Origin of the sequence: Mycobacterium talmoniae, assembly GCF_001854525.1 — a bacterium.
GTDB classification, from domain to species: domain Bacteria; phylum Actinomycetota; class Actinomycetes; order Mycobacteriales; family Mycobacteriaceae; genus Mycobacterium; species Mycobacterium talmoniae.
In genome coordinates this window covers 1-15,004 of record NZ_MLQM01000016.1, presented here as the reverse complement: position 1 = coordinate 15,004, position 15,004 = coordinate 1, and the positions used below count along the sequence as shown (strand labels likewise).

Genomic DNA, 15,004 nt, shown 5'->3' with positions numbered 1-15,004 from the left:
GCCGGCGGTAGCGGCCCGCGGCGCGTCGTCGCCAAACGGCCTGCCGACGGCCACCACCTGCACTAGATTGAAAGCGCCACGACCGGCGGCGCACAGCCCAGCCCGCTTGTCGCGGCGCCCCGTGCGACAGCCTCAATATGTAGGGAGAGATCATGCAAGGTGATCCTGATGTTCTGCGCCTGCTCAATGAACAATTAACCAGCGAACTTACCGCCATCAACCAATATTTTTTGCATTCCAAGATGCAAGACAATTGGGGTTTCACCGAACTGGCGAGTCATACCCGCGACGAGTCGTTCGAGGAAATGCGGCACGCCGAAGACGTCACCGACCGAATTCTGCTGCTCGATGGGCTACCCAACTATCAGCGCATCGGATCGCTGCGGATCGGCCAGACCCTGCGCGAGCAGTTCGAGAGCGACCTGGCGCTGGAACTCGAGGTGGTGAACCGCCTCCGGCCCGGCATCATCATGTGCCGCGAGAAACAGGACGCCGTCAGCGCGAACCTGCTGGAGAAGATCCTCACCGACGAGGAAGGCCACATCGACTACCTGCAAACCCAGCTGGAGCTGATGGACAAACTAGGCGAGGCGCTGTACTCGGCGCAGTGTGTCTCTCGACCCCCGAGCTGACGCCGGGCCCCGTCGGCAAGGCGCTTCTGGTTAGCATCGGTCGCTGACGGAAGGACGCTATGACCGGATCGAGGACACCCGCGGCCGCCGCGGCGGGTCCCGAACCCGGCCACGCGCCGCTGAGCCCGCAGCGACGCAACCTGATCTTCACCGCGATCGTGCTCGGCATGCTGCTGGCGGCGCTGGACCAAACGATCGTCGCGACCGCGTTGCCGACCATCGTCGCCGACCTGGGCGACGCGGGGCATCAGTCGTGGGTGGTGACCAGCTACCTGTTGGCGTCCACGATCGTCACCGTGCTGGTCGGCAAGCTCGGGGACCTGTTCGGCCGCAAAACGGTGTTCCAGACCGCGGTGGTCTGCTTTGTGATCGGTTCGGTGCTGTGCGGACTGTCGCAGTCGATGCTGATGCTGGTCGGGGCGCGGGCGCTGCAGGGCGTCGGCGGCGGCGGGATCACCGTGACGGCCACCGCGTTGATCGGTGAAGTCATTCCGCTGCGGGAACGCGGCCGCTACCAGGGCATGTTGGGTGCGGTGTTCGGCGTGAGCTCGGTGGTTGGGCCGCTGCTGGGCGGCTACTTCACCGACTACCTGACCTGGCGGTGGGCGTTTTGGGTCAACGTGCCGATCTCGGCGGTCGTCATCGTGGTGTCCGGGGCGGCCATCCCGGCGCTGGCCCAACGCGCGAAACCGGTGATCGACTACCTCGGCATCGCGCTGGTGGGGCTGGGCGCCGCCGGCCTGACCCTGGCCACCAGCTGGGGCGGCACCCGGTATCCGTGGGGGTCGGCGACGATCGTCGGGCTGTTCGTCGGCTCCGCGGTGGCGCTGGGGGCGTTCGTGTGGGTGGAAAGCCGCGCGGCCGCACCGATTCTGCCCACCCGACTGTTCGCCAGCCCGGTGTTCACCGTGTGCTGCGTGTTGGCGTTCGTGGTCGGGTTCGCGATGCTGGGGGCGCTGACCTTCCTGCCCACCTACATGCAGTACGTCAACGGTGTCTCGGCGACCACCTCGGGTCTGCGCACGCTGCCGATGGTGGTCGGCATGCTGATCACCTCGACGGGCAGCGGAACCGTGGTCGGCCGCACCGGCCGGTACAAGATCTTCCCGGTGGCCGGGACGGCCCTGATGGCGCTGGCCTTTGTGCTGATGTCGCGGATGGATGCCGCCACCCCGGCGCTGCTGCAATCGGTGTACCTGCTGGTGCTGGGTGCCGGCATCGGGTTGTCCATGCAGGTGCTGGTGCTGATCGTGCAAAACACCTCCAATTTCGACGATTTGGGGGTGGCGACCTCGGGGGTGACGTTCTTCCGCACCATCGGCAGTTCGTTCGGCGCCGCGATCTTCGGGTCGCTGTTCTTGAACTTCCTCGATTCGCGGATGGGGGCGGCGCTGCGCGCCAGCGGCGCCCCCGCCGAGGCGGCCAGCTCCCCGGCGGCGCTGCACCGGCTGCCCGGCGGGCAGGCCGCGCCGATCGTGGCGGCCTACGCCGGCGCGCTCGGGCAGGTGTTCTTGTGGGCGGCGCCGGTCGCGGTGGTTGGGTTCATCCTGGCGCTGTGCCTGCGCGAGGTCCCGCTGCGCGATCTGCACAGCAACGCCGCCGATCTCGGCGACGGGTTCGGGATGCCGACCGACGAAACCTCGGATGCGCTGCTGGAGATCGCGATCGGACGGCTGCTGCGCGGCGCCCCGGGGGTGCGGTTGCGCAGCATCGCGCTGCGGCCCGACTGCGACCTCGACGTCGCCGCGCTGTGGGGGGTGTTGCGGATCCACCGCTACATCCAGACCTACCGGGCGGCGCGGTTGTCCGAGATCGGCGACGACCTGCGCGTGCCCTACGAGGTGCTGGAACCCGTCTTCGACCGGCTGGTCGACACCGGCTACGCGCTGCGCGACGGCGACAACCTGGGGCTGACCCGCGCCGGGCTCGCCTACGTCGATTTCGTGTCCCGGCTGATCCACGAATGGGTGCTCGACAAGCTGTCCCGGTCGGCGAGCTTCCAGGGCCGCCCGGACCGGGCGGCCGTCGATGCCGCGTTGGAGCGGATCTCGCAACAGCTTCTGGCCCAACGCGATTGGGATGCCCGGGATCAGCTCACCGGCAGCGGCCATCGAGATTGAATCCGCGCAGGCGAACTTCGAGTGGCGCCCTGCGTGCGATCAATCTCGACGCTGCAACGGCCAAAAAGACGGCATCGCGTGGCGTAGCATCACGGCCATGAGCCGAATCGGAACCTTCGCCGACGACGACCTTTCCGGCTGGTTCGTCAAATCCCCGGAACTCGGCGGCGCGCTGGCCGGCCTCAGCGACGCCGTCTACAACCGCAGCCGGCTGCCGATGCGCACCCGCGAACTCGCCCGGATGGTGATCGCGCACGACAACGAATGCGCGGTCTGCGTCAACACCCGCGACGCCGACGGGCCCGCCGCCGGGGTGGACGAGGAGCTCTACGAGCACGTCGCGCAGTGGCGCACCTGGCCCGGCTACAGCGCCCAGGAACGGTTGGCGGCCGAGTTCGCGCACCGCTTCGCCACCGAGCACACCGTGCTGCGCGACGACGAAGACTTCTGGGCCCGTGCCGCCGAGCACCTCTCCGAGGAGCTGCTGGCCGACTTGGCGTTGTCGTGCGCGCTGTGGCTGGGCATGGGGCGGGTGCTGCGGACCCTGGACCTCGGCCAGGCCTGCAGCCTCACCCTGCCCAGCCGGGTGTGACCCGCCCGGCCGCGCCGCTGGCCGCCGCGGCGATCGCCCAGCTCGAATCCGAAGGGGTGGAGGCGGTCATCGGCACCGTGGTGAATCCGGCCGGGCTCACCCAAGCCAAGACCGTGCCGCTGCGCCGGACCAACACCTTCGCCGACCCCGGGCTGGGCGCCAGCCCGGTCTGGCACGGCTTCGCCATCGACCGGACCGGGATCGCGTTCACCGACCAGGTCGGCGTGGTGGGGGACCAGCGCATCCGCATCGACCTGTCGGCGCTGCGGATCATCGGCGACGGGTTCGCGTGGGCGCCGGGCGCGTTCTTCGAGCAGGACGGCAGCCCCGTCCCGGCGTGCAGCCGGGGCACCCTGCGCCGGGTGGAGGCCGCGCTGGCCGAGGCCGGGATCGAGGCGGTAGTCGGTCACGAAATCGAGTTCGTCCTGGTGAATCCGGACGGAACGCGGCTGCCATCGCCCCTGTGGGCGCAGTACGGTGCGGCCGGCCTGCTCGAGCATGAGACCTTTATCCGCGACATCATCGCCACCGCCGCCACCGCGGGGGTCGGCGTCGAACAGATCCACCCGGAGTACGGGGTCAACCAGTTCGAAGTTTCGCTGACCCCGCAGTCGCCGGTCGCCGCCGCCGACCAGCTGGTGCTGACCCGGATCATCATCGGGCGGGTCGCCCGCCGGCACGGGCTGCGGGTCAGCCTGTCACCGACCCCGTTCACCGACGGCGTCGGATCCGGTGCCCATCAACACTTCTCGCTGACCAAGGCCGGGAAGCCACTGTTCTCCGGGGGCGACGGCACCGGCGGCATGACCCCCGAGGGCGAAAGCGCGCTGGCCGGGCTGCTGCACGGGCTGCCCGAAGCGCAGGGCATCCTGTGCGGATCCATCGTGTCCGGGCTACGGCTGCGGCCGGGGAACTGGGCCGGCGCGAACCTGTGCTGGGGCACCGAAAACCGGGAAGCCGCACTGCGTTTCGTGCACGACGGGCCCGGTGCCCCGGCCGGCGGCAACGTCGAGGTAAAAGTGGTCGACGCCTCGGCCAACCCGTATCTCGCCTCGGCAGCGATCCTGGGCCTGGCGCTGGACGGCATCGGGCAGGGCGCCGTGCTCCCGGAGGAAACCACGGTGGACCCGGCAACACTGCCCGACCTCGACCACGGCAGGTTGGCCAGCACCCAGGTCGAAGCCCTTACCGCGCTGGAGAACTCGGGGCGGCTCCGCAAAATCCTCGGCGATCCGGTGATCGACCTGCTGGTCGCCGTGCGCCGCCTGGAGCACGACCGGTACGCCGACCTGGACCCCGAGGAGCTCACCGAGAAGTTCCGGATGGCCTGGAGTGTGTGACGGTGTCGGCGCTGGCGGACCACATCGCCACGGTGGGATTGATCGATCAGCATGCCCACGGCTGTTGGGTCACGGCCGGCGACCGGCGACGGTTTGAGAACCGGCTCAACGAGGCCAACACCGAGCCGCTGGCCGCCTTCGACTCCGGTTTCGACTCACAGCTGGGGTTCGCGGTGCGCGCCCGCTGCGCCCCGCTGCTGGGGCTGCCCAGACACGTTGACCCCGAGCGGTATTGGCAGCGGCGCAGCCAGTCCGACGAAGCCGAGGTGGCCCGGACGTTCCTGGGCGCGGCGGGTGTCACCGACTGGCTGGTCGACACCGGGCTCGACGAGGTAGCCGACGTGGCGACCATGCGCGCGCTGTCCGGGGACCGCGCGCACGAGGTGGTGCGGCTCGAGCAGGTGGCCGAGCAGGCCGCGGCGGCGCCCGGCGATTACGCCGCGGCCTTCGAGGACATCCTGCAGCGGCGCGCCGCCACCGCGGTCGCCACCAAGTCGATCCTGGCGTACCGGGCCGGGTTTGCCGGGGATCTGAGCGCGCCGTCGGCGGCGCAGGTCAGCCGGGCCGCCGCGCGGTGGCGCGACAACGGCGGTGTCCGGGTTTGCGATCCGGTGCTGCTGCGGTTCGGGCTGCATTGTGCGCTGCGGCTGGGGAAGCCGCTGCAGTTGCACGTCGGCTTCGGGGACCGCGACGCCGACCTGCGCACCGCCAACCCGCTGTATCTGCGGGAGTTCCTGCAGCAGGCCGGCGACACACCGATCGTGTTGCTGCACTGCTATCCGTACGAGCGGGAGGCCGGCTACCTCGCGCAGGCGTTCAACCACGTCTATGTGGACGGCGGGTTGACCATCACCCATTTGGGGGCGCGCGCCCCGGCGTTCATCGCCCGGCTGGTGGAGCTGGCGCCGTTCCGCAAGATCGTGTACTCCTCGGACGGGTACGGGCCGGCCGAACTGCATTACCTGGGCGCGGCGTTGTGGCGCACGGGTCTGCACCGGGTGTTGCAGGGTTTCGTCGAGGACGGCGAGTGGAGCGAGGCCGACGCCATCCGGGTGGTGGACCTCATCGCCCGCGGCACCGCGGCGCGTATTTACCGGATTTGACGCGGCGGTGTGCCTATTGGACGCGCTGAGTGTGCATTGAGGGCGTCGAGTGTGCGTCCAGGGCGGAGATTCCGCGAAAATCCCGCCCTGGACGCACACTCGGCGTCGCGGTGGCACACTTGAGTCCCGAGTTGGCTCTATTTAGAGTGCCCTCACCGTTCTCACGTGCATCACCAGTCGCTGGCTAGCGGAATAGTGCCTTGTCGAATTGGATATCGCCGCTGATATCAACCCGTTTTTGTGCCCGTGTCGCTGTCCGAGGCGGCCACGCGGCACGTGCCGCGGAACCACCGATCGGGCCACCGCGACGGGTGATATCACCTACGCCATCCGATTCCGCAAGCATGACATGGTCGAGAGACGGTGCCGGTGTGACCAGTGTGGCTGTCCGCAACGTGTCGCTGTCGCGGCAACATCCCACCGGCCGTGCACCAGGCTGATGGCGCGACACCGGCTGGGCTCAGCGTCATCCCAGGTGCCGTCGCTTCGGGGCAGGGAACGCGTCGAGTGTGCACTCAGGGCGGAGATTCGGCGAAATTCCCGCCGTGGACGCACACTCGACGCCGTGGATGCACACTCAGCGTCGCGAGGACACGCCCGATGGCACACGCGACGCCGCGAACCTCAGATCAACCCCGTCGCGTCGAACACCCACGACGTGTCCGCGACGGCCAGCTCATCCATCCAGGTCGGCGGCGCAAAGTTGGTGAGCCCGCCCATATCCCAATAGTCCTTCCACAGCGTGATTTTGCCGTCGCGCACCCGGTGCACGGTCACGAACGGCAGCACCGCGGTTTCCCCGGTGGCCCAGTTCCAGGTTTCGGAGTGCTCGTACATCACGTCGGCGCCGGTCGACACCAGCAGCCCGTCATGGTTTTCGTAGCCGGCCAGCGGCTCCAACCCGACCTTGAGCCGCTTGACGATGTCCTCGGGGCCCCGGGCGGCCAAGCTAGGCCCGACCGGCATGTCGACATAGATGCAGTCCGGCGACAGAAAGGTTTTCACCGCCGTCCAGTCGCGCCGCGACAGCGCCCGCCACAGCCCGAGCACCGGCTCGTGGATGTCACCCGGCATGGGCCAGCTCCGCTGCATCCACCGCCGCGAACTGCCCGGCCCGCAGGAACCGGCCGGTGCGCTTGGTGCCCACCACCGCGGTGGGGGCACCGTCGAGGAAGACCGCCCGCCCGCCGACGAACACCGCCCGCACGGCGTCGTCGTTGCGGTTGACCATCCGGGACAGCCCGTCGTACACCGCGACCGGCGCCTCGGCGTAGTCGTCCAGGCGGGCGTCGAGATGCTCGGGATCCACCACCACCAGATCGGCGCGATCACCGACCCGCAGGTGCCCGGCGTCGAGCTGATACCAGTCGGCCAGCTCACCGGTGAGCCGGTGTACGGCATGCTCGATGGTCATGAACGGCCGCCCCGATCGCTCGGCGTCGCGGACGTGGCGCAGCAGCCGCAACCCGAAGTTGTAGAACGCCATATTGCGCAGGTGCGCCCCGGCATCGGAGAACCCGATCTGGATGCCGGCGTCGCGGGCGAGTTTCTTGAGCACCTCGGGGCGGTGGTTGGAGATGGTGGTGCGCCACCGCAGCGCGGCGCCGTGCTCGAGCACCAGGTCCAGAAACGCGTCCACCGGGTGCAGCCCGCCGCGGTCCCGCCCGACCTCGCCGAACGATTTGCCGATCACCGCGGTGTCCGGGCAGGCGACGATCTCGGCGTCGAAGAAGTCGCGGTGCCACACCCGCAGCCCGAACTTGCTGTCGTAGTCCTTGCGGAAGCGGCGACGGTAGGACTCGTCGCGCAACAGCTCGTTGCGTGCCAGCTCGTCCCGCAGGTGCAAAGCGGCGGCACCGGAACCGAATTCCTCGAACACCACCAGGTCGATGCCGTCGGCGTAGACCTCGAACGGCACCGGCAGATGCTGCCAGCGGAAATCGGCGCCGAACCGGTTCACCAGCCGCGCCAACGGACCCAGCGCCGCGATCGCGAACCGATTGGCCTTGACGTCGGCGGCCGAGAGCAGGCTGGTCTTGAGCCGGTTGCGGAACACCGGCAGCGACTGGGCGACCTGGGAGGCCAGGTTCAGCGGGTTGGTGATGTCGGGGCCGGACTGCAGCACCCGGCCCCGGCGGCGCAGCAGCGATTTCAGCCGGCGCAATTCGCGCGGCTTGGCATAGGTGGACGGCAGCGTCCGCGACCGGCACGTATCGCCGTCGAGTTTGTCGAAAAGCAGCTGCTGCGACGACATCCCGACGAAGCCGGCATCCAACGCGTCGGCCAGCATGCGTTCCATCCGGGCCTGCTCGCCGGCGGTGGGCCGCACCTCGGCGCGGGTGGCGCGGTCCAAACCCATGGTCGCGGCCCGCATATCGGAGTGGCCGAGGAACGCGGCGAGGTTGGGGCCCAGCGGCCGAGCCTCCAGCGCGTCGATGTACTCCCGCGGGCCGCGCCAGGTTTTGTGCGCGTCCACCGCGGCGATGACGTGTTCGCGCGGAATCGCCTCGACCCGACCGAACAGGTCACCGGCGTCGCTGCCGTCGACATGGATGGTCGACAACGAACAGGAGCCCAGCAGCACCGTGGTGACGCCGTGCCGCAGCGACTCGGCCAGCGCCGGGCCCTCCAGCACCTCCACGTCGTAGTGGGTGTGGATGTCGAGCAGCCCGGGCAGCACCCACGTGCCGGCGGCGTCGATCACCTGCGGGCAGCCGGTCTCGTCGAGGGGATCCGGGCTGATCGTGGCGATGCGGCCGTCGCGGATCCCGATGCTGCGCACCGCCGACGGGGCGCCGGTGCCGTCGAACCAGCGGCCGCCCCGAATGATTGTGTCGTATGTCACGTGCGTCAATATAACGGCGGCACTGGACACGTGTCCATCAAACGGCTCGGCTTAGAGTGCGGGGAGTCGATACGGAGGTAGCAGATGGCGGGATTGGGGCGGAAAGCCGGATGGGCGCTGGCGGCGCTCGGGGCGGCGGCCGTGGTGGGCCGGGCCGCGACGGCGGTCCGGGACCGCAGCGAGAACCCGTCGCCGTTCACGCCGTCGTGGACCCCGGGGCCGGCGCGCTACCGGGTGGGGGTGCGGCGCAACGTCGCGGTGCCGATGAGCGACGGGGTGGTGCTGCGCGCCGACATCCATTACCCCACCGTGCCGGAGACCGGGCAGCCGGCCGACGGCCCGTTCCCGGTGCTGCTGTCGGTGACCCCGTACGGCAAGATGGCCCCGCCGCCGGCCGCCCAGATCGGTGGCGGCCCCACCCCGTACCTGATCAAGCGGGGTTACATCGAGGTGATGGTCGACGTCCGCGGCACCGGCGCCTCCGGCGGCTCGTTCGAGATGTTCGGCCCCGAGCAGACCCAAGACGGGGTGGACCTGGTGGCCTGGGCGTCGACGCTGCCCAACGCCAACGGCCGGGTCGGCATGTTCGGGATCTCCTACCTGGCGATCAACCAGCTGTTCACCGCGGCCGCGGTCGGCCCGGATTCCCCGCTGAAGGCGATCTTCCCGGTGATGGCCGCCAACGACTTCTACCGCGACGCCGCCGCGATGGGCGGGGTGCCGCACCTGCGCACGGTGCGCGCCTACGGCGCGCTGTACACGCTGCTCAACGTCGTCAACCCCACCCTGGAGTTCTTCGCCCGCGGCGGGCATCCGCGGCCCCGGTCCGGGGGACTGGCCGCGGTGCGCCAACGCGGCCGCGACCAGCGACGCTACTTCGGGCCGCTGGTCGCCGAGGCCATGACCGGCGGCGACACCGCCTACGACGGGCCGTTTTGGGACGCCATGCGCCCCGACGTGGTGCTGCCCGACATCGCCGCCAACGGGGTGGCGGTGTTTTTGGTCGGCGGCTGGCACGACGCGTTCCAGCGCGGCGCGCCGCTGAACTACGCCGGACTGCAAAACGTGTGTGCGGGACGCCCGGCCGGGGCGCCGATGGAGCCGGGCCAGCCGGTGGCGGACCGGATCCGGCTGCTGATGGGCCCGTGGTATCACGTGTCGAACTTCGACCGGCTGCACCTGCAGGCCCTGCAGCTGCGCTGGTTCGACCACTGGCTCAAGGAGGATCCCGCCGCCGCATTCGCCGGGGCGCCGCTCACCTTCCAGGCGATCGGGAGCCCGCGCTGGTTTCACGCCCGCGACTACCCGCTGGCCGAGGCGACACCGACCCGCTACTACTTGTCCGACTCGGGCCGCCTGACGCCGGAGGCGGCAGAGCAGGAAACCGTCGCCACGCTGCCGTACCGGGCGCGGGGCCCGGTGGCCGGCCGCAGCCTCGAACAGTGGAGCCTGGGCATGAACAGCTTCATCGCCACCCAGGCCGGCCGCCCGATTCGCTACGACCAGGACAACCGCCGCCTGCAGCGCGGGGCGCTGACCTACACCACCGAGCCGTTCGCCACGCCCACCCTGCTGGCCGGCCCGATCACGCTGACCGTGCAGGCCACCGCCACCACCACCGAAACGTTGTGGGTCGCCCACCTCGACGACGTCGCCCCCGACGGGGCCAGCCGGCCGTTGACCCAGGGGGCGCTGCTCGGGTCACACCGCGCGCTCGACCCGGACCGCACCTGGTATCTGCCCGACGGCACCGTGCTGCGGCCGCACCACGTCAGCACCCGCGCGGCCACCGACCCCGTGGTGCCGGGCGAGCTGACCCGCTACGAGATCGAGGTGTTCCCCACCGCGGTGCTGATCGCCCCCGATCACCGGCTGCGGCTGACGGTCACCACCTACGACTTCCCGAATCTGGTGCCCACCAAGCCCGCCCGGGCCGCGTTGACCGGCGGCAGCTACCGCATCCAGCAGGGCGGCCCCACCGCGTCACACCTGCTGCTGCCGCTGCTCGACCCGGACCGGCTCTAGCGGCGTCCCTCGGCTAACGCTCCTCGACCACATCCCTGATGCGCTCCAGGGTCTTGGTCATGTCCCGGATATTGCGCCGCTGGCGCAGAAAACCGCCAAACACCCAGTAGTACACCGTGGTCAGCGGCGAGGAGGCCAGCCGGAACGACTCCGTGACATCGGTGCCGTCGCCGCTCGGCGTCAACCGGTAGAGCCAGTTGTTCACCGCCCGGTCACCGGCCAACACCGCGAACCCGAATTCGCGGCCGGGCTCGCAGGCGGTGACCCGACACGTCGTCCAGTACACCGGCCCGATCTCGTTGCGCCGCACGTGTCCGCGGAACCGGGCGCGCAGCGCAGGGCCGGTGGCGCCGTCGAGCCACTCGGCCTCAAACGTTTCGGGGGAGAACCGCCCGGTGTTGCGGATATCGGCGATCAGCTCCCAGATCTTGTCGGGGGGCGCCGCCATGTGAACCGTCGCCGAACCTTGCATGGCTTTGATCCAAGCATGTTTGGGGGCGCAGTAAAACCGCGCCGCGGTGGCGATCGAGGGGGTGATTTAGGCCCGGTCGCCGTCCTCGGGCATATCGTGGCGCACCACGCGCAGCTTCCCGCGGGCCAGGCAGGCGGCATACCCGTGGTGCTTGCCGTACATCTCCCAGGCGGTGGCGTGCATGTCCGGCGCCACATCGATCTCGTGCCCGTCGGAGAATTCCACGTGCAGGTTCCCGTGGTCGTCCCAGAGCACCCGGGTGCACATCTCCCCGGCGAAATCGAATAGCGCCCGCTCGTGCACGGCCGGGTCGTGCGGGTTAATGGTGACCACTTCGGCAGGTGCGTTATCCGTCGCGGGCAACCTCAGCCGGACCGGCGCCGATATGACGAGCTCGTTGTAATCGTCGAGGTTGAGCACCAGACCGTCGCGAAACATGATCCGTTGCAATACGCAACCGTCAATCCACGGTCCGAGCAATTTCTGTTCCGCCATACATTCCACTCTGGACGTTTTCCCAACGCGGCACAAGAGCCGAATGTCGGCTGGCCGCAAAAGCAGACAACGCTGATACCGAAGCGCCCGCGAGTGGCGCGCATCGCGACGAAATTGGCAATGGCCACCATCCGCATCGATTACCGTGTGTACGGCGAGTTAACTGACGCGATCGGGCAAAGCCCCCCGTGCCGGCCGACCTGCTCGGCGTTGCGCTGCCGGGGGCTGATAACCCTTGTATAGCCGGTCGATCCGCGCTAGCGTGTCGTCGGCCTCCCGCACGATTAAATGGGGTGATGACCATCGACACGCTGACCAGTGCCACCACCTACCGGAGGGGTCGGTTCCATGGCTGAGGCCGCGCTGGATGACGGGGAAGCCCCGGTCATCGTCAGCTTGGTCGAGGCGGCGATGCAGATGTTTACCGCCGCGATCGAGGCGCTGCCCGATCCCAGCGACGAGGAGTTCTCCGGTCGCGCCGCGGTAATCCTGTCCGGTCTCCGCAAGCTGCAGACCGCGCTGACCCAGGCCGCCGCCCGCGGCCGGGCCACCCCGTCGGTCATTGTGGCGCTCAGCGGGGTCCGGACCCGCTACGACGACCTGATGGCCGACGCGGCCAGCGCGCCCGGCGCCACCCTGGGGCAACGGCTCTACGTCACCCGCCGCCGCGCCAAACTGTCGGCGCAAGAAACCGCGAACGGCGCGGGCCTGCGGGCGGATCTGCTCGACGCCATCGAGGGCGATGAGACCCCGACCGACGAGGAAGCCGGCAAGATCAAGGAGCTCATCGCCGCGCTCGGCGGATAACGCCACCGCAGCACCTCATCGCCGTCTGCGTTGCGGACGGCGATGAGCAATCCCGGTCTACCCGCTGGTGATGTGGTGCGCGATCGAGGTTGCCACCGATGCGGACTTGGACCGGGTCCGCTCGTCGGCGGCCTGCAGCTCCGCGGCGGTGACGATCATGGCGTCCGAGCCGGGAAACACCGTCGCCACATGGTCCTTGGCCCACTGGACCACGTAGGGCGGCGAGCCGTCGGCCGAGTGCACCTCGGTGATCCGTCCGCGCTGATCCGGCTGCGTGATGGTCCCACCCTTGATCACCAACCAATCGCCAACATGGGCCTTCATCGCCCCTCCTTCCGTTGCGCCCCGTGACGATTGTGCGCGCTCTCGACGCGGTTGGGGAGGGCCCAATTGTGGCCGGGCGCGCGGGGCCGGAAAAGAAACTGCGCTTGGCGGCGGTGCCGACAAGCGCAGTTCTCGCGGTCCGGGTGGCGCTATCCGGCGCCCAGCGAACTCTGCAGGTCAGGCTTCATCGCCTGCAGTTGGGCGCCCCAGTACTCCCAGCTGTGGGTCCCGTACGGCGGGAAGTTGAACACCGCGTTGTGACCACCGGCGGCCTCGTAGAGCTCCTGGAACTTCTTGTTCTGGCCGATCATGAAGTTGCTCTCCAGGAACGTGGCGGGCAGGTTGGCGCCACCCAACTCGTTGGGGGTGCCGTTGCCGCAATACACCCACAGCCGGGTGTTGTTGGCGACCAGCTGGCCGACGTTGACGGTGGGGTCGTTGCGCTGCCACGCGGGGTCGTCGTCCGGCCCCCACATGTCTTCCTTCTTGTACCCGCCGGCGTCACCCATCGCCAGGCCGATCCAGCCCTTGCCCTCCGACGGGTTGACGTAGCCCGACAGCGAACCGGCGTAGATGAACTGCGCGGGGTGGTAGATCGCCAACGTCATGGCCGAACCACCGGCCATCGAAATACCGACCGCGGCGCTGCCGGTGGGCTTCACGTTCTGGTTGGCCGACAGGTAGCCGGGCAGCTCACTGGTGAGGAAGGTTTCCCACTTGTAGGTGCTGCACCCGGCCTTACCGCAGGCCGGCGCATACCAGTCGGCGTAGAAGCTGGACTGCCCGCCCACCGGCATGACCACCGACAGGCCCGACTGGTAGTACCACTCGAACGCCGGGGTGTTGATGTCCCAGCCGTTGTAGTCGTCCTGGGCGCGCAGGCCGTCCAGCAGATACACCGCCGGGGAGTTGGGGCCACCGCTTTGGAACTGCACCTTGATGTCGCGCCCCATCGACGGCGACGGCACCATGAGGTAGTCCACCGGCAGACCCGGCCGGGAGAACGCCTGCGCGGGTGCTGTCCCGCCGGCGAGACCGCCCAGCCCGGGCAGCGCGGCGGCGGCGACCGCGGCGATCAACAGCCGACGGCCCCAGCCGCGCCATATTTTGCTCACGTTTGTCATACCTGGCCCCTTAGAGATGTATGCACCGCGTGCTCCGCGGGTGAACTTACCCTGAAAGCGGCCGATGTGTCGATCACAACGCGAAGACATCGCGTTTTTGTAACGAAATGTGTGTTGCGCCGACGGCACGTGATAAGGGCGGGCAGCCGGCTTAACCGGCCACGCCGACGGCGCTGTGCTTTTGGTCACCCAATGCGGTGGCCTTGGGCGCCTTGGGTAGGCTCACCCGCGATAAAGCCGACGACGACCACGCTGTCCTGATCCCGTCCGGCGCGCGCGAACCCATACACACCGCACGAATTCGCGCTGCGGCGGAATCGCAGGTCGGGGCACGATTGGGGTGCGAATTTTGGAGACCGTTCTAGGCATATCGATGACGCGGACCAGGGTGGGGTGGGTCCTGGTGGAAGGCCACGACGCCGATGGCGTCACGCTCGACCACGACGAGTTCACCGTGCGCGCGGGGCGGGGGGTGCGTGCGGTCGATACCGCCGAACAAACCATGGCCGCGGTGTGGCAAACCCAAGCCCTGGTCGATAAACGCGACCAGCGGTTACACGCCATCGGCATGACCTGGAGCGACGAGGCCGCCGCCGATGCCGCCCTGCTGCTGGAGTCGTTGACCGATGCCGGGTTCGACCACGTCGTACCGATCCGGTTCGCGGATGCCGCCGAGGCGTTGACCCGCGGAATCGGGCCGGTCATCGGGTCGGAGCGGACCGCGGTTTGCCTCATCGAGGACGACGCGGCGACGGTCGTCATGGTCGAGGACGGCGGCGCCGGTGCCCGCACGGCGGTCAAACAGCCCATCGACGACAACGGCCTGATCCGGTGGTTGACGACGCTGTTCGACCGGGCGAACTGGCACCCGGACGGGTTGGTGCTGGCGGGCTCGGGCACCAGCACCAACCTCGACGCCATCACCCGGCGGCTGGAGAAGTCGCTGGGTATACCGGTTTTCGCGCAATCCGGTGCGCAACTGGCGGTGGCCCGCGGTACGGCCCTGGCGGCCGCCCCCGGCGACGGGGAGTTCACCAATGCGCGGTTCGTCGCGCCGCGCCGCGGGCCCGCCGCCGCGCCGCGGCGCGACGAACCGCGCATTGGTGAACTCCCCGTCGCCGGGGG

At 69.2% G+C, this 15,004-nt stretch carries 13 protein-coding genes and 1 pseudogene; 8 read left to right on the top strand and 6 right to left on the bottom strand.

Translation table 11 applies throughout. The annotated features are described in order from the left end of the window. Positions 1-152 precede the first annotated feature (152 nt). The 5 genes from bfr (at position 153) to BKN37_RS05400 (ending at position 5,787) form a co-directional block, all read left to right on the top strand. Positions 153-632, top strand: coding sequence for a bacterioferritin (gene bfr, locus BKN37_RS05420; RefSeq protein WP_071022831.1), 480 nt, complete (start codon positions 153-155; stop codon positions 630-632). Positions 633-691: 59 nt separating this feature from the next. After that, on the top strand, positions 692-2,752 hold the full coding sequence (locus BKN37_RS05415; RefSeq protein ID WP_071022826.1) for an MDR family MFS transporter: 2,061 nt from the start codon (positions 692-694) through the stop codon (positions 2,750-2,752). Between the two features lie 97 nt (positions 2,753-2,849). Then, a complete protein-coding gene (locus tag BKN37_RS05410) occupies positions 2,850-3,344 on the top strand; it encodes a carboxymuconolactone decarboxylase family protein (protein ID WP_071022823.1) in 495 nt (164 codons plus the stop codon). After that, positions 3,341-4,684 carry a type I glutamate--ammonia ligase gene (locus tag BKN37_RS05405; RefSeq protein ID WP_071022820.1) on the top strand — a complete coding sequence of 448 codons (1,344 nt, stop codon included), beginning with the start codon at positions 3,341-3,343 and terminating at the stop codon, positions 4,682-4,684. Before BKN37_RS05410 ends, BKN37_RS05405 begins: the two co-directional genes overlap by 4 nt. Continuing rightward, positions 4,672-5,787, top strand: coding sequence for an amidohydrolase family protein (locus BKN37_RS05400; RefSeq protein WP_423212762.1), 1,116 nt, complete (start codon positions 4,672-4,674; stop codon positions 5,785-5,787). Before BKN37_RS05405 ends, BKN37_RS05400 begins: the two co-directional genes overlap by 13 nt. A 624-nt stretch (positions 5,788-6,411) precedes the next feature. Here the strand turns inward: BKN37_RS05400 and BKN37_RS05395 are convergent. Together BKN37_RS05395 and BKN37_RS05390 are read right to left on the bottom strand one after the other, a co-directional pair. After that, positions 6,412-6,861 (bottom strand): nuclear transport factor 2 family protein, encoded by a 450-nt coding sequence (locus tag BKN37_RS05395; protein WP_071022813.1) that lies wholly within the window; start codon positions 6,859-6,861, stop codon positions 6,412-6,414. After that, the gene (locus tag BKN37_RS05390; RefSeq protein ID WP_071022810.1) at positions 6,851-8,632 is read right to left on the bottom strand and encodes an N-acyl-D-amino-acid deacylase family protein; all 1,782 of its coding nucleotides are present in this window, start codon (positions 8,630-8,632) and stop codon (positions 6,851-6,853) included. Before BKN37_RS05390 ends, BKN37_RS05395 begins: the two co-directional genes overlap by 11 nt. A 234-nt stretch (positions 8,633-8,866) precedes the next feature. Here BKN37_RS05390 and BKN37_RS05385 point away from each other — a divergent pair, with 234 nt between their 5' ends. Then, positions 8,867-10,657, top strand: coding sequence for a CocE/NonD family hydrolase (locus BKN37_RS05385; RefSeq protein ID WP_071022928.1), 1,791 nt, complete (start codon positions 8,867-8,869; stop codon positions 10,655-10,657). 13 nt (positions 10,658-10,670) lie between these two features. On the opposite strand, the pseudogene BKN37_RS05380 reads toward BKN37_RS05385, so the two are convergent. Continuing rightward, positions 10,671-11,160: pseudogene (locus BKN37_RS05380) on the bottom strand (SRPBCC family protein). 35 nt (positions 11,161-11,195) lie between these two features. Further along, positions 11,196-11,624, bottom strand: a complete 429-nt coding sequence (locus BKN37_RS05375; protein ID WP_071022804.1) for a DUF6188 family protein — start codon at positions 11,622-11,624, stop codon at positions 11,196-11,198. Positions 11,625-12,041: 417 nt separating this feature from the next. Between BKN37_RS05375 and BKN37_RS05370 the strand changes: the two genes are divergently transcribed. Beyond that, positions 12,042-12,431 (top strand): hypothetical protein, encoded by a 390-nt coding sequence (locus BKN37_RS05370; RefSeq protein WP_071022925.1) that lies wholly within the window; start codon positions 12,042-12,044, stop codon positions 12,429-12,431. A gap of 57 nt (positions 12,432-12,488) precedes the next feature. On the opposite strand, the gene BKN37_RS05365 is transcribed toward BKN37_RS05370, so the two are convergent. Further along, positions 12,489-12,755, bottom strand: coding sequence for a DUF1918 domain-containing protein (locus BKN37_RS05365; protein ID WP_071022802.1), 267 nt, complete (start codon positions 12,753-12,755; stop codon positions 12,489-12,491). 149 nt (positions 12,756-12,904) lie between these two features. Then, positions 12,905-13,879, bottom strand: coding sequence for an esterase family protein (locus BKN37_RS05360; protein WP_071022799.1), 975 nt, complete (start codon positions 13,877-13,879; stop codon positions 12,905-12,907). 373 nt (positions 13,880-14,252) lie between these two features. On the opposite strand from BKN37_RS05360, the gene BKN37_RS05355 reads away from it, so the two are divergent. Next, the coding region (locus BKN37_RS05355; RefSeq protein WP_423212759.1) for a DUF7159 family protein at positions 14,253-15,004 on the top strand (752 nt) is incomplete at its 3' end.

What these genes read in the sequence shown, in the direction of transcription:
- BKN37_RS05365 (WP_071022802.1), bottom strand. Translation starts at nt 12,755, where the DNA reads ATGAAGGCCCATGTTGGCGATTGGTTGGTGATCAAGGGTGGGACCATC.
- BKN37_RS05375 (WP_071022804.1), bottom strand. Translation starts at nt 11,624, where the DNA reads ATGGCGGAACAGAAATTGCTCGGACCGTGGATTGACGGTTGCGTATTG.
- BKN37_RS05415 (WP_071022826.1), top strand. Translation starts at nt 692, where the DNA reads ATGACCGGATCGAGGACACCCGCGGCCGCCGCGGCGGGTCCCGAACCC.
- BKN37_RS05360 (WP_071022799.1), bottom strand. Translation starts at nt 13,879, where the DNA reads ATGACAAACGTGAGCAAAATATGGCGCGGCTGGGGCCGTCGGCTGTTG.
- bfr (WP_071022831.1), top strand. Translation starts at nt 153, where the DNA reads ATGCAAGGTGATCCTGATGTTCTGCGCCTGCTCAATGAACAATTAACC.
- BKN37_RS05395 (WP_071022813.1), bottom strand. Translation starts at nt 6,861, where the DNA reads ATGCCGGGTGACATCCACGAGCCGGTGCTCGGGCTGTGGCGGGCGCTG.
- BKN37_RS05370 (WP_071022925.1), top strand. Translation starts at nt 12,042, where the DNA reads ATGTTTACCGCCGCGATCGAGGCGCTGCCCGATCCCAGCGACGAGGAG.
- BKN37_RS05410 (WP_071022823.1), top strand. Translation starts at nt 2,850, where the DNA reads ATGAGCCGAATCGGAACCTTCGCCGACGACGACCTTTCCGGCTGGTTC.